The 12,822-nt window shown below is 65.1% G+C and carries 16 protein-coding genes; 9 read left to right on the top strand and 7 right to left on the bottom strand.

Annotated features, from left to right (window positions below):
- Position 1: 1 nt before the first annotated feature.
- Positions 2–964 (bottom strand): zinc metalloprotease HtpX, encoded by a 963-nt coding sequence (gene htpX, locus G5C33_RS01800; protein ID WP_165325639.1) that lies wholly within the window; start codon positions 962–964, stop codon positions 2–4.
- A 69-nt stretch (positions 965–1,033) separates the two neighbouring features.
- Between htpX and G5C33_RS01795 the strand changes: the two genes are divergently transcribed.
- Positions 1,034–1,201, top strand: a complete 168-nt coding sequence (locus G5C33_RS01795) for a DUF1674 domain-containing protein (protein ID WP_165325638.1) — start codon at positions 1,034–1,036, stop codon at positions 1,199–1,201.
- An 18-nt stretch (positions 1,202–1,219) separates the two neighbouring features.
- Here G5C33_RS01795 and G5C33_RS01790 read toward each other — a convergent pair whose 3' ends face one another.
- Genes G5C33_RS01790 through tsaD form a run of 4 tightly spaced genes read right to left on the bottom strand, consistent with a single transcriptional unit; the run spans position 1,220 to position 4,364 of the window.
- The gene (locus G5C33_RS01790) at positions 1,220–1,783 is read right to left on the bottom strand and encodes a hypothetical protein (RefSeq protein WP_165325637.1); all 564 of its coding nucleotides are present in this window, start codon (positions 1,781–1,783) and stop codon (positions 1,220–1,222) included.
- Positions 1,784–1,825: 42 nt separating this feature from the next.
- Positions 1,826–2,365, bottom strand: coding sequence for a DUF1697 domain-containing protein (locus tag G5C33_RS01785; protein ID WP_165325636.1), 540 nt, complete (start codon positions 2,363–2,365; stop codon positions 1,826–1,828).
- Positions 2,362–3,339 carry an NAD(P)H-dependent glycerol-3-phosphate dehydrogenase gene (locus G5C33_RS01780; protein ID WP_165325635.1) on the bottom strand — a complete coding sequence of 326 codons (978 nt, stop codon included), beginning with the start codon at positions 3,337–3,339 and terminating at the stop codon, positions 2,362–2,364. The genes G5C33_RS01785 and G5C33_RS01780 overlap by 4 nt, the downstream gene beginning before the upstream one ends.
- Entirely contained in the window at positions 3,336–4,364 is a 1,029-nt protein-coding gene (gene tsaD / locus G5C33_RS01775; RefSeq protein WP_165328658.1) for a tRNA (adenosine(37)-N6)-threonylcarbamoyltransferase complex transferase subunit TsaD, read from the bottom strand. The genes G5C33_RS01780 and tsaD overlap by 4 nt, the downstream gene beginning before the upstream one ends.
- A 40-nt stretch (positions 4,365–4,404) precedes the next feature.
- Between tsaD and hemC the strand changes: the two genes are divergently transcribed.
- The 5 genes from hemC to G5C33_RS01750 are packed head-to-tail and all read left to right on the top strand — an operon-like array spanning position 4,405 to position 8,565.
- Positions 4,405–5,322, top strand: a complete 918-nt coding sequence (hemC, locus tag G5C33_RS01770; RefSeq protein WP_165325634.1) for a hydroxymethylbilane synthase — start codon at positions 4,405–4,407, stop codon at positions 5,320–5,322.
- On the top strand, positions 5,319–5,987 hold the full coding sequence (locus G5C33_RS01765) for a uroporphyrinogen-III synthase (protein WP_165325633.1): 669 nt from the start codon (positions 5,319–5,321) through the stop codon (positions 5,985–5,987). The genes hemC and G5C33_RS01765 overlap by 4 nt, the downstream gene beginning before the upstream one ends.
- Positions 5,988–6,018: 31 nt before the next feature.
- Complete coding sequence (locus G5C33_RS01760) at positions 6,019–6,885, top strand: hypothetical protein (protein WP_165325632.1); 867 nt, start codon at positions 6,019–6,021, stop codon at positions 6,883–6,885.
- An 11-nt stretch (positions 6,886–6,896) separates the two neighbouring features.
- Entirely contained in the window at positions 6,897–8,081 is a 1,185-nt protein-coding gene (locus G5C33_RS01755) for an acyl-CoA dehydrogenase (protein WP_165325631.1), read from the top strand.
- 28 nt (positions 8,082–8,109) lie between these two features.
- A complete protein-coding gene (locus tag G5C33_RS01750; RefSeq protein WP_165325630.1) occupies positions 8,110–8,565 on the top strand; it encodes a GreA/GreB family elongation factor in 456 nt (151 codons plus the stop codon).
- Here the strand turns inward: G5C33_RS01750 and G5C33_RS01745 are convergent.
- Positions 8,562–9,356 (bottom strand): DUF72 domain-containing protein, encoded by a 795-nt coding sequence (locus G5C33_RS01745; RefSeq protein ID WP_165325629.1) that lies wholly within the window; start codon positions 9,354–9,356, stop codon positions 8,562–8,564. The genes G5C33_RS01750 and G5C33_RS01745 overlap by 4 nt on opposite strands.
- Positions 9,349–10,392, bottom strand: coding sequence for an AI-2E family transporter (locus G5C33_RS01740; RefSeq protein WP_165325628.1), 1,044 nt, complete (start codon positions 10,390–10,392; stop codon positions 9,349–9,351). The genes G5C33_RS01745 and G5C33_RS01740 overlap by 8 nt, the downstream gene beginning before the upstream one ends.
- Before the next feature lie 384 nt (positions 10,393–10,776).
- On the opposite strand from G5C33_RS01740, the gene G5C33_RS01735 reads away from it, so the two are divergent.
- From G5C33_RS01735 to G5C33_RS01725, 3 genes are read left to right on the top strand one after another with little or no spacing between them, the layout of a single operon-like run.
- Positions 10,777–12,045 (top strand): tyrosine-type recombinase/integrase, encoded by a 1,269-nt coding sequence (locus G5C33_RS01735; protein ID WP_165325627.1) that lies wholly within the window; start codon positions 10,777–10,779, stop codon positions 12,043–12,045.
- 55 nt (positions 12,046–12,100) lie between these two features.
- Positions 12,101–12,439 (top strand): type II toxin-antitoxin system RelE/ParE family toxin, encoded by a 339-nt coding sequence (locus G5C33_RS01730; RefSeq protein WP_165325626.1) that lies wholly within the window; start codon positions 12,101–12,103, stop codon positions 12,437–12,439.
- Positions 12,440–12,443: 4 nt separating this feature from the next.
- Positions 12,444–12,767, top strand: a complete 324-nt coding sequence (locus G5C33_RS01725; RefSeq protein WP_120323860.1) for a helix-turn-helix domain-containing transcriptional regulator — start codon at positions 12,444–12,446, stop codon at positions 12,765–12,767.
- Positions 12,768–12,822: the final 55 nt, after the last annotated feature.

Raw genomic sequence — 12,822 nt, 5'->3', positions numbered from 1 at the left:
GTCAGTCGCGATGCGGATCGAGCGCGCTGCGCGAACGCGCCGGACGGCTCCGGCCGCCGGTACGCGGCACCGATGCCCGCGCGGCCGGTCGCGGCGCGGCGGGCCATGCCGGTGCCCTGGCGCTCTGCACCGCGGGCGCGCCCATTTCGTTCGCCATCCGCTCAAGCTCGGCAATGCGATTGCCGGTATCGGGATGCGTCGAGAACAGGCTGTCACCGCGCGACAGGCCCGGAACGATATAAAGCTGCGAGGCGGCGGGCATGCGCTGCGCCACCGGATTGGGGATGCGCTGTGCGCCCTGCGCCAGCTTGTTCAGCGCCGAAGCGAGCGCGCGCGGGTTGCCGCTGATTTCGGCGCTCGCGCGATCGGCGCCATATTCGCGCGTCCGGCTGATCGCCATCTGGACGATCATCGCCGCGAAGGGCGCAACCAGCACCGCGAGCAGCCCGGCGATCCCCGCGCCGCGCCCGCCGCGAAAGAACAGGCTGAAATTGGCGAGCATCGAAATGGCGCCCGCGATCGTCGCGACCATCGTCATGATCAGCGTGTCGCGATTGCGGACATGGCCGAGTTCGTGCGCCATCACCGCCGCAATCTCCTCGCGGTCGAGCATCTGGACAAGCCCGGTGGTGGCGGCGACGGCGGCGTGCTGCGGATCGCGCCCGGTGGCGAAGGCATTGGGATGCGGTTCGTCGACCAGATAGACACGCGGCATCGGCAGCTTCGCGCGCCGCGCCAGATCGCGGACGATTCCAACAAATTCGGGCGCGCTCGCATCATCGACTTCGCGCGCATTGTGCATCTTCAGCACGATCTTGTCGGCGTTCCAGTAGGTGAAGAAGTTCATGCCCACCGCGATCAGCAGCGCGATCATCGCCCCCGCGCGGCCGCCGAGCGTGAAGCCCAGCGCGAGAAACAGCGCCGTCAGCGCGGCGAGCAACATGGTGGTCTTGAGCGTGTTCACTTGACGCAACTCCTTGGCCATCCAATCTGGTGCTTCAGGCCCCGCAAATCAATTCGCCGGAGACCCCTCATGGGCAAGCGCCCCGAACATGTGAAACCGCCGGCCCATCTTTCGAAAAGCCCGCCGGTGCCCGAACCGGATGCGAAGGCAGAGCGGCGCGGCACGGAAAATCCCAATCGGCCTGACCCGACTCGCTATGGCGACTGGGAGAGAAAGGGCGTCGCGGTCGATTTCTGAGCGCTAAGGCCAATCGCCTTATTCGGCTTCGGCCCAGTTCTCTGGATAGGGGATTTCGTCGATCGACAATATCCGGTCGGCATAGACCTCATGCCGCGCGGTTCCCAAATGGCCGTACATTCCGGCATGGCGGGTCCGGCGACCGATGAATTCGATCCGATAGACATGGGGTCGGGCGGGGTCTAAAGCCGGGCCACCATCGAAGTTCCGATTTACCCACCACCCTTCTTCGAATTTCGAGAATGCGGGCAGTTCGCGCACGTCCGGGAAAAACATCGACGCTTCGTAGGCGTCGAGCCAGACACCGCTGAACCGGGCCTGGTCCAGCATGACAAAGCACTGGTCCGTTGGCCGCGATTCCGTTTGTCCATCGGCATTGCGTGAAAGGCAGGGAGTGGCTTCTGGATCGCGTTCGACCATCAACCGATCTTCCTTGCGCTGATAGGCTTCGGGAGGCGCAAGCGGGAACGCGGCATCATAGCCGTCGAACACGATGGCGGCGGACCGGTTAGGGGCGGACTGGCTGGCCCCATCGCAGCCGGAAACGACCAGAACAAGGGGAAGCAGGAGGAAGCGCATCATGAGATGGTAGCAGCCCGACGAGCAGCGGCAACTCGGGCACAACTATTCGCCCAGCTTCGCCGTGATCTTCGTGACGGTGTTCCAGTTACGGCCGGTCGCCACTTTCGGGAATTTGAGCTTGGTCATCATCGGTACGAGGTCCGACCGGCCCTGCCCGTTGGGAAAGTCGATATAGAGTTCGCGGCCGACTGGCTTGAGCCGCTCGGGGCCGTCATAGTGCTCCGCGAGCAAATCGAGCAGCGCGGGGTCGAACGGGTCGCGGTGAAACAGCACCAGCAGCTGGTTGGGCCGCTCGGCGGCAACTTCGGGAAACGGGTTGGCGGCCATGACGTCAGCCCATTGGTCGGCGTCGCGTACCAGATAGTCGGTCGCAAGACGCAGCGTTTCCGCCGATTTCGCCTCGAGCGCGCGCTCCAGCCTCGCCGCGTCGTTTTCAGCTGCGGAGAAGACGGCATTGCCCGAAGCGAGCAGCGTCTCGACATCGGCGAACCCCATGCCCGCGAGCATCGTGCGCAGGTCCGCCATCGCCAGCTTGCGCCCGCCGACATTGACGCCGCGGAGCAGCGCCGCCCAGCGCGTCACACGCCTTCTTCGCGCAGCGGGCGGTTAAGCAGCCCGTCGATCACATCGCCGACATCGGCGCCATCGAGCAGCGCGCACACCGCCTGCGTGACCGGCATGTCGACGCCTGCTTCCTCTGCGGACTCGCGCAGCACCGGCGCGGTGAAGGCACCTTCGGCCACGGTCTTGCGGTCGGCCATGATCGCGTCGGCGCTGCCGCCCCTTCCGAGCGCCACGCCAAGCGAGAAGTTGCGCGAACTGGTCGATGAGCAGGTGAGGACAAGGTCCCCCAGCCCCGAAAGCCCCGCCAGCGTTTCGGCCTTCGCCCCGCGCGCCAGGCCGTAGCGCGTCATTTCGGCGAATCCGCGCGCGATCAGTGCCGCGCGCGCATTCTGCCCCAGCCCGGCCCCGTCCACCACGCCACAGGCGATGGCGAGGACGTTCTTCACTGCGCCGCCGATTTCCGCACCGACGACATCGCTCGAGACATAGGGCCGCAGCGCCGGCCGCGCGATTACCGCGGCCAGTTCCTGCGCCAGCTCCATATTCTCCGCCGCCAGTGTGACGGCGGTGGGCAGGCCCTGCGCCACTTCATGCGCGAAGGTCGGCCCCGAAAGCACGGCGATCGGCGAATGGGATACGGTTTCGGCAGCGACATGGTGAAGGAATTTTTGGCTTCCCGCTTCGATCCCCTTCGAACACAGGATCAGCGCCTGCCCCTTGCCGGGCATGTTCGAAAGCACGCTGCGCATATGCTGGGCGGGAGTCACCACCAGCACCGGGGATACCTCTGCCACCCAGGCCAGATCGTCGGTCGCGCGGACATGTTCGGAAAGCTTCACGCCAGGCAGATAGACTGCGTTTTCGTGCCGCTCGTTGATCGATTCGATCACTTCGGGTTCGCGAACCCACAGCCGTACGTCGCTGTCATTGCCCGTCATTGTCTGCGCCAGCGCAGTGCCCCACGCACCGCCGCCCACAATACCGATCGTCATGCCTTCACTCCCGCTCCGCGCACTTTTTCTGCTTGAGGATCGAGCGGCCAGCGCGCGCGTGCCGGCGTATCGAGCGGGTCGGTGAGCCCGACGGCGAAACGCTCCGCGCCCGCCCAGCCGATCATCGCCGCATTGTCGGTGCACAGCCAGAGCGGCGGGGCAACGAAACGCATGCCATGATCGGCAGCCAGCCCCTCCAACGCACCACGGACGGTCTTGTTCGCCGCAACCCCGCCCGCGACGACCAGCGCGGTGGCTTCCGACGCCTTGCCCAGCGCGATGCGGGTACGATCGATCAGGCAATCGACAACCGCCTGCTGGAACGAGGCGGCGATGTCTTCCTTCGCATAGTCATCGGTGACGCGCGCAACGGCGCTCTTGAGCCCGGCGAAGGAGAAATGCGGCTCGCCCGACCCGACGAGCGGACGCGGCAGGGGAACGGCGCGGGGACTGCCCTGCGCCGCCGCGACTTCCACCGCAGGCCCGCCGGGAAATCCCAGGTCGAGCAGCTTGGCGGTCTTGTCGAACGCTTCGCCGGCGGCATCATCGATCGTGGTGGCAAGGCGATGATAGCGGCCGACACCTTCGACCAGCAGAAGCTGGCAATGCCCGCCCGAGACGAGCAGCAACAGATAGGGAAAGGCAAGATCGGGATCGGACAGGCGCGGCGACAGCGCGTGCCCTTCGAGGTGATTGACTGCGATCAGCGGCTTGCCCGAGGCGAGCGCCAGCGCCTTGCCGGTGACGAGCCCCACCATGACGCCACCGATCAGCCCCGGACCGGCAGTTGCCGCGATCGCATCGATATCGGCGAGCGTAACCTGCGCTTCCTCGAGCGCCTGTTCGACCAGCGGCCCCAGCATCTCGACATGCGCGCGCGCGGCGATTTCGGGGACGACGCCACCATAGGGGCGGTGCCGCTCGTCCTGCCGCGCCAGCCTGTGCGCGAGAATGCGTCTGTCCGAAGTCACCAGCGCCGCCGCGGTTTCGTCGCAGCTCGATTCGAGGCCGAGGATCAATGCCATCGCTTCCATCTAGAGGCGCGCGGCGCTAGCACAAGCCGCGATGCCTACTCCCTTTCGTATCGGTACGCGCGGCTCGCCGCTTGCGCTGGTTCAGGCCAATATGGTGCGCGACGCGCTGATCGCGGCGCATGGCTGGTCGCCCGACCATGTCGAAATCGTGCCGATCCGCACCACCGGCGACCGGGTGCAGGATCGCGCACTCGCCGAAATCGGCGGCAAGGCGCTGTGGACCAAGGAGCTGGATCGCGCGCTGCACCAGGGCGATATCGATTGCTCGGTCCATTCGATGAAGGATGTCGAGACGTTTCGCCCCGATTGGGTGACGATCGCCGCGATGCTGCCGCGCGCCGATGTGCGCGACCGGATCGTCGGCGTCGATTCGGTCGAAGCGCTGCGACAAGGCGCGGTGGTCGGTACCAGTTCGCCGCGCCGTGCCGCGCAACTCAGGAAGCTGCGGCCCGACATCGAAACCGTGCTGTTTCGCGGCAATGTCGACACCCGGCTCGCCAAGCTCGCGGCCGGAGAGGCCGACGCGACCTTCCTTGCCGCGGCGGGGCTGGAGCGTTTGGGACGTCATGACGTCGGCATTGCCGTGCCGGTCGAAACCATGCTGCCTGCGCCGTCGCAAGGCGCGGTGGGGATCGAAGTCCGTGCCGACGACCGCGACGCGCATGCCCGGATCGCCGCGATCGACCATCCGGTCACGCATGCCTGCGTCACCGCCGAACGGGGCTTGCTCGCCGCGCTTCATGCAGACTGCCACTCGCCGGTCGGCGCGCTTGCGACGCTGGAGGGCGCGATCCTGACCCTGCGCGCAGAACTGCTCAGCGAAGACGGATCGGAACATGTTCACGGCCAGGAAGCCGGCGCGCCCGGCGACCCCGAACTGCCACGCACGATGGCGGCCGATCTGCTCGCCCGCGCCCCGGACGCGGTCCGGCGCCTGTTCGCGGGATGAGCCGTCCGCTCGCCGTTCTTCGCCCCGAGCCGGGCAACGCCATCACCGCGGGCCGCATCGCGCAGCTTCGTCGCCCCGTCCTCCGCCTGCCGCTGTTCGAAACCCGTCGCGTCGACTGGCAACCGAACGGTGCGGGCGGTTTCGACGCGCTGCTGCTGACCAGCGCCAATGCGATTCGCCACGGTGGCCCGGGACTGGAGGCATTGCGCGGCCTGCCCGTTCTCGCAGTGGGCAGCGCGACGGCCAGCGCGGCGAACGATGCAGGGTTCCGCATCGCGGTGACCGGGCCCGGCAATGCCGAGACGCTGATCGAGAAGGCGGAAGCGGCCGGCTTTCGGCGCGCGCTGCATCTGGCCGGCCGCAACCGTCGGCTGCGCGAAGGCGGCATCATCGCGTGTATCGAGACCGTCTATACCAGCGATCCGCGCGATCTAGACGAAGCGGCGGTTGCGCAACTTGCCGGGTCCGTCGCGCTGATCCACTCGCCGCGGGCCGGCGCGCGGCTCGCCGAGCTTTGCTCGGAAACGATACGGTGCGAGATTGCCGTGGCGGCGATTTCGGAAAATGCCGCCATGTCGCTCGGTCAGGGCTGGGCGCGAATTGCCACGGCACCGGAGCCTGGCGATTTCGCACTGATCGAAACCGCATGCACGCTCGCCGATTGACCGCTTGTCGCGACACGGGGATAAGGACGCCATGAGCCGCGAAGAGCCCTCCGTACTGGCACCGGCCCGCGGTCTGTCCCCGCTGGGAATCACGATATCGGTTGGGGTTCTCGCCTTTCTTTGCGGTATAGCCGCACTGGGACTGATCGTGCGGATGAACGGCGGGACGCTATGGTCCGACTCGGTCGAGGAAGTCGCCGAACAATCGGTGCAGCCCCCAACCGAAGCCCAGCCGATCGTGCCCGATCTTCCGCCCGGTACCGACCTTGCGACGCTCAACGCGCGCGAACAGGCGCTGGCGACACGGCTCGACGTCATTGAGGGCCGACTTTCGGCGGTGGACAGTGATTCGCGAGTCGCCGGAGCCTATGCCGCGCGTGCCGAAGGCCTCATGATCGCTTTCGCCACGCGGCGGCTGCTGGATCGCGGGTTGCCGCTCGGAGCGGTCGACGAGCAATTGCGCGCCCGTTTCGGCGATACCCATCCCGATGCGGTCGCGACGATCGTGCGCGCCGCCGAGGACCCGGTGACGCTCGAGGATCTGCGCCTCGCGCTCGACGCGATCGGTCCGCGGCTTGCCGCCGGCGCGCCGGGCGAGGGCCCGTGGAGCCGCATCCGGCGGCTTGCCGACGACCTGGTGGTGCTGCGGCAGGAAACCTCGCCCGGTCCGCGCCCCGCCGACCGGCTGACGCGCGCGCGGCGGATGCTCGATGCCGGTCAGGTCGAAGCCGCGCTTGCCGAGGTTTCGCACATGCCGGGGATCGATTATGCCGAAAACTGGGTGAACGCGGCCAAACGCTATATCGCGGCGCGCCGCGCCCTCGGCGAAATCGAGCTGGCGGCGATGCAGGGGCCCGGGGCTCCCACCGCCACCGCCCGCGCCGAAACGACACAATAGAGGATAGCCATATGGCAGAGATGGGCCGGTTCGACTGGCAGGACCCCTTCGCACTCGACGCGCAGCTTACCGACGAGGAGCGCATGGTGCGCGATACCGCGCACGGCTATGCTCAGGAAAAGCTGCTGCCGCGCGTCACTTCCGCCTTTCTCGACGAGCGCTTCGACCGCGAGATCATGACCGAAATGGGTGCGCTCGGCCTGCTCGGCGCGACGATCCCCGAACAATATGGCGGCGCCGGGCTGGGCTATGTCTCTTACGGTCTGATCGCGCGCGAAGTCGAAGCGGTCGATTCGGGCTATCGTTCGGCGATGAGCGTGCAGAGCTCGCTCGTCATGCATCCGATCCACGCATACGGCACCGAGGAACAGAAGCGGAAATATCTGCCGAAGCTTGCCACCGGCGAATGCGTGGGCTGTTTCGGGCTGACCGAGCCCGATGCCGGTTCGGACCCGGGCAGCATGCGCACCCGCGCCGAGGCGATCGACGGCGGCTATCGCCTGACGGGCTCCAAGATGTGGATCACCAATTCGCCGATCGCCGACATATTCGTCGTCTGGGCAAAATCGGACGCGCATGGCGGCGGTATCAAGGGATTCGTTCTCGAAAAGGGCATGAAGGGGCTGTCCGCACCGAAGATCGAGGGCAAGCTGAGCCTGCGCGCCTCGATCACCGGCGAGATCGTGATGGATGGCGTCGAAGTCGGCGAGGACGCGCTGCTGCCCGAGGTTCAGGGGCTGAAAGGGCCGTTCGGATGCCTCAACCGCGCCCGCTACGGCATCGCCTGGGGCAGCATGGGCGCGGCCGAAGCGTGCATGCGGCAGGCGCGACAATATACGCTCGACCGCGCGCAGTTCGGCAAGCCGCTCGCCGCCAATCAGCTCGTCCAGCTCAAGCTCGCCAATATGGAAACCGAAATCGCGCTGGGGCTGCAGGGTTGCCTGCGCGCCGGGCGGATGTTCGACGAGGGCCTGCTCTCGCCCGAAACCATCTCGATTCTCAAGCGCAATAATTGCGGCAAGGCGCTCGATATCGCCCGCGTCGCGCGCGACATGCATGGCGGCAACGGGATTTCGGCCGAATTCCATGTGATCCGCCACGCGATCAACCTCGAAACGGTCAACACCTATGAAGGGACGCACGACGTCCACGGCCTGATCCTCGGTCGCGCGATCACGGGGATCGCCGCCTTCTGATGACCGCTCCCAGCATCGGGGTTCGGACATGAGTGTCGCCTTCCGTCGCGAAGATGACGACGCGCACAAGGAGCCGGAATATGAGCTGCCGATCCCGGTCGGCCCCAATCTGGTCACCGAGCGCGGACTGGAGCTGATCGCGGGCAAGGAGGCCGAGCTCAAGGCGGCGATGGCGCAGGCACGTGACGAGGAGGCGCGCAAGAAACTGGCGCGCGAGCATCGCTACTGGGCGACGCAGCATGCCACTGCACAGATCGCCGAAGCTCCGGCCGAAGGCGAAGCCGGGATCGGTTCGCGCGTCACCATCCGCCGCAACGGCAGGACGCAAAGCTTCCGCATCGTCGGCCATGACGAAGCCGATCCGGCGGCCGAGCTGCTCGCCTTCACGGCGCCGCTGGCGCGCGCGGTGATGGGGGCGATGGCAGGCGAGCTGGTCGATTTCGGCGGGCAAGCGGAGTCTGTGGAGATCCTGTCGGTCGACTAGTCCCGCAGACGCGCGAGCAATGCCTGCGCCGCCACGGGCGCGCGGACCTTGGCGCCGTTGATCATGAAGACGAAGGTTTCACGTGGAACCTTTGCAGCTGATTTTTCAGCGACATAGGGTAGTCCTTCGGGACTCTCGCCCCTGGCCCAGCCGCGCGCCACATCCGCCCAGCGATCGAGTTCGTCCGACGAGAACCCCTCGGCCTCCTCCTCGCGCGCATTTTCGATCCGGGCGTAAACGAAGTCGCCGGTGAGATCGGCAAGCGCGGGATAGTCGTTGGAATCGGCATAGACGGCCGCCACGTTGCGCTCGCGCAGCAGCGCGACGAATTCGGGGACGTGGAAGCTTCCGTGGCGCACCTGCACGGCGTGGCGCAGCTTCACCCCGTTCTGCTTTTCGGGGAGCAGGTCGAGAAATGCCGCGAAATCCTCGGGCTCGAACTTCTTGGTCGCCATGAACTGCCACAAGATCGGGCCGAGCTTATCGCCGAGTTCGACGATGCCCTGCCCCAGAAACTTGGCGATCGAATCGCCGCCCTCGGCCAGCTTCTTGCGATTGGTGCAGTAGCGCGACGCCTTGAGCGTATAGACGAAACCGTCGGGCGCGGTCTGCGCCCAGGTCTCGAACGTCTTCGGCTTGAAACTCGAATAATAAGTGCCGTTGACTTCAATCGCGGTCATCGCGCGCGAGGCATATTCGAGCTCGCGCTTCTGGGTCAGATCGTCGGGATAGAAAGTCCCGCGCCACGGCTCATAAGTCCAGCCGCCGATGCCGACGCGAACATCAGCCATTGCGCGATCGCCCCGGCACGCTGACGTCATGGCCAAGCGCGTCGCGCGACCAGAGCATCGTCACCAGCGTATAGAGCACCACCGCAAGCGGCGCGGCGACGATCACGCCGACAAATCCGAACAGAACGCCGAGCCCCGCCAGTGCGAACAGCAGCAATGCGGGCGGGATCGAAACCGCCCAGCGCTGGACGATCGGCGTGAGCACATTGCCTTCGAACTGTTGCGCGACGAGATAGACGATCGCCGCCGCCAGCGCGGTTTCAGGCCCCTGGCTGAAAGCCAGCAGCACGCCGGGAATCGCGCCGACCAGCGGCCCGATCATCGGCACGAAATTGGCGAGTCCCACGATTACCCCGAGCGCCGCGGCCGAGGGAACGTCGAAAATCGTCAGGCCGACCGCCACCAGCGTACCGACGATGGTCATGGTGAAGAGCTGGCCCAGCAGATAGCGTTGCAGGGCAGCACCGCTTGCCGCCAGCGCGTCACTCACTTGCTCGCCCTGCGCCTTGGGAAAGAGATGCTCGATTCCCCGCATATAGGTGATCGGCTGAAGCGCGAGGTAAATCGCAGCGATCAGCACCAGCACAAGATTGGTGAGCGCGCCGAGCGCCCCGAACGCGAAGCTGAACGCGCCGCCGGCGATCGATTGCAGATTGGGGACAGCGCCGGTGATGCTGGAAAGCTGGAGATCCTGCCCCCAGGGCTGCTCGCTCACCCATTGCTCCGCCGATCGCACCGCGCCGGGCAGCCGTGCCGTGAGGCTGCGGAATTCATCGCCCAGCTGCGTGCCGAACATCCATCCGAAAAAGCCGAGCAGCGCGATGATCGCAATCAGCCCGAGCAATACCGCAAGCGTTTCGGGCAGGCCGATCTTGCGAAAGGGGATCGCCGCGGCGCGAATCAGCACTGCGATCAGGATCGACGCGAAGATCAGCATCAGCACGCCCGAAAGCGGCACCAGCAACAGTGCGAGCCCGACGAGCAGCAGCACGATCAACGTGCTGCGCACCACCGTTTCACGCAATTTCGGATCCATGCGGAAATTCCCTTTTCGCTCTTGCGCGCCATCGTGGCGGGGAAGTGCCGCTGCCGCAAGCATCTGTCGGCAAAGACAATGCCGCGCATCGCCAGCGGCGGCACGACCAGCGGCCCGGGGCCGACATCGGATTTCAGGGCAGTCGCGAAAGGCGACGGCGCTGGAGCGGGCGAAGGGATTCGAACCCTCGACCCCAACCTTGGCAATCCGATTCTAACCTTACGCCACAGTTTCCTGTTATACGATTTTCTACGCTATTTCAAATAGATATTGATTTTCTTCTTCGCCGCCATATCCTGTAATTCGCCACGAAACGGCGTATTCTGGAGACAATATGGAGACAAAAGGTGCTCTCCGGAGCTTTGTCTCCAAATGGAGGCGGCAATGCCGACAGCCAAGCTGAACAAGCGCACGATCGATGCGCTCAAGCCCCCTGCTGAAAAACAGTTCGTCCTGTGGGATAACGAGATCCGCGGGTTCGGTATTCGGGTGCTGCCATCAGGGCTCAAGACGTTCATCATCCAGTATCGAAACGCCGAAGGCATCAAGCGCCGCGTTAATCTTGGCCGCTTTGGCGTGCTGACAGTGGACCAGGCTCGCGATCTGGCGAAAATCAAGCTCGGCGCCGTGGCATCCGGTGAAGACCCGGCTGAAGAAGCGCGCCGCGCGCGCAACGAGATGAATGTCTCTGAATTGTGCGAATGGTATCTGACCGAAGCGCGCGCAGGCAGAATCCTCGGTCGCCGCAACCGGCCGATCAAGGAGTCATCGCTTGCGATGGATGAGAGCCGGATTCGGACCCATATCAACCCGCTGATTGGCAAGCGCATCGCCCGTTACCTGACGATTGCCGATGTCGAAGCGATGCAGGACGATGTGGCGAAGGGCAAAACCGGAAAGCCTCGCACCGGCGGACGCGGTGGGAAGGCGACCGGCGGCCGCGGGGTCGCGGCACGCTGCCTGACCACGATCCAGGCGATCCTGGGACATGCGAAACATAAAGGCCTGCTGGTCGAGCATCCGACCAAGGGCGCCAAAAAGCTTGCCGGTAACAAGCGAACGAGGCGCCTCAGCGTCGCCGAGATCGAGACGATGGGCAAGGCTATGGTCTATGCGGAACAGCAAGGCATCAGCCCTACCGGGATCGCTGTAATCCGGCTGCTGCTTCTGACCGGGTATCGCCGCGAAGAAGGGCAAGCCATGCAGCGGGAATGGGTCAATCCGATGGGCGGGTTCGTCGCCTTCCCCGACACAAAGACGGGCGAGCAAGTCCGGGCGATCGGGCCGGAAGCGATCAAGGTGATCGTGGCGCAGCCCAAGATCGCCGGCAATCCCTATGTGTTTGCGGCGACAACGGGCGATGGACCCTTCACGGCTGTCAGCGCCTGCCTGCAACGCGTTTGCGGTTTTGCTGGCATCACGGGCGTCACGCCTCACGTCCTGCGTCACACCTTTGCGAGCATTGCCGCCGAACTCGGCTTCTCGGAACTAACGATCCGCGCGATGCTGGGACACGCCTCGCAGAACGTGACGCAGGATTACATCCACGTCGATGAAGCGCTGAAGTTGGCCGTTCGACGCACATCAGACGAGATCGCCAAGCTGCTCGCCCAAGGGGCTGCCAAACTCGACCGCCTTCGCCTCGTGGCCTGAGCGACGAAGAAAGCTGGACAAATGGTAACATATACGTTACTTGAAAGGCTGTGAGTTGATCGTACAGGAGTATATCCGTGAAGATGGCTCCTGCCCGTTCCGATCCTGGTTTGATGATCTTGAATCTCAGGCCGGGGCCAAGGTCGCGACGGCGATTGTCCGGCTGGAACTGGGCAATCTATCGAACGTCAAATGGATCGGCGGCGGGCTCGGAGAATATCGGATCAATTGGGGCCCGGGCTATCGGCTCTACCTGGCGCAGGACGGGAATGAGCTGATCATCCTGTTCGTCGGCGGGACGAAGAAGCGACAACAGGCCGATATCAACGAGGCCACTGCATTGTTGAACGAATATAAGGGCCGCAAGGCCACGGCGAAGAAGGCCAGGAAATAGTGACATGGTGCTGACACGGGATTTCAAGGAAACGGTAAAGGAGCGCACCGCGCGCGATCCCGCTTTCGCCAAGGCCATGCTCGACGAGGCTGCGACTGCCTTCCTCAATGGCGAGCCGCATGTCGCGCGTTTGATCCTGCGTGACCTGGTGAACGCATCGGTCGGTTTTGAAGCTTTGGCGGCCGAGACCAACCGGCCAAGCAAGAGTCTGCATCGGATGCTGTCGGAAAAGGGCAATCCGAGCATGGACAATCTCGCGGCCATTTTTGGGGCCGTACGCAAGCGCCTTGGCGTGGCGATCGAGGCGCATGCGGTTGAGGCTGCCTGACCCCGCCTTACGACTGAGCCAGTTCCGCGACCCGTAGTCTGCGTCTCGGCTGAGC

The organism is Sphingosinithalassobacter tenebrarum (assembly GCF_011057975.1).
Classification (GTDB): domain Bacteria; phylum Pseudomonadota; class Alphaproteobacteria; order Sphingomonadales; family Sphingomonadaceae; genus Sphingomonas; species Sphingomonas tenebrarum.
The sequence above is the reverse complement of the archived record's forward strand: the minus strand, read 5'-3'. Positions and strand labels throughout refer to the sequence as shown.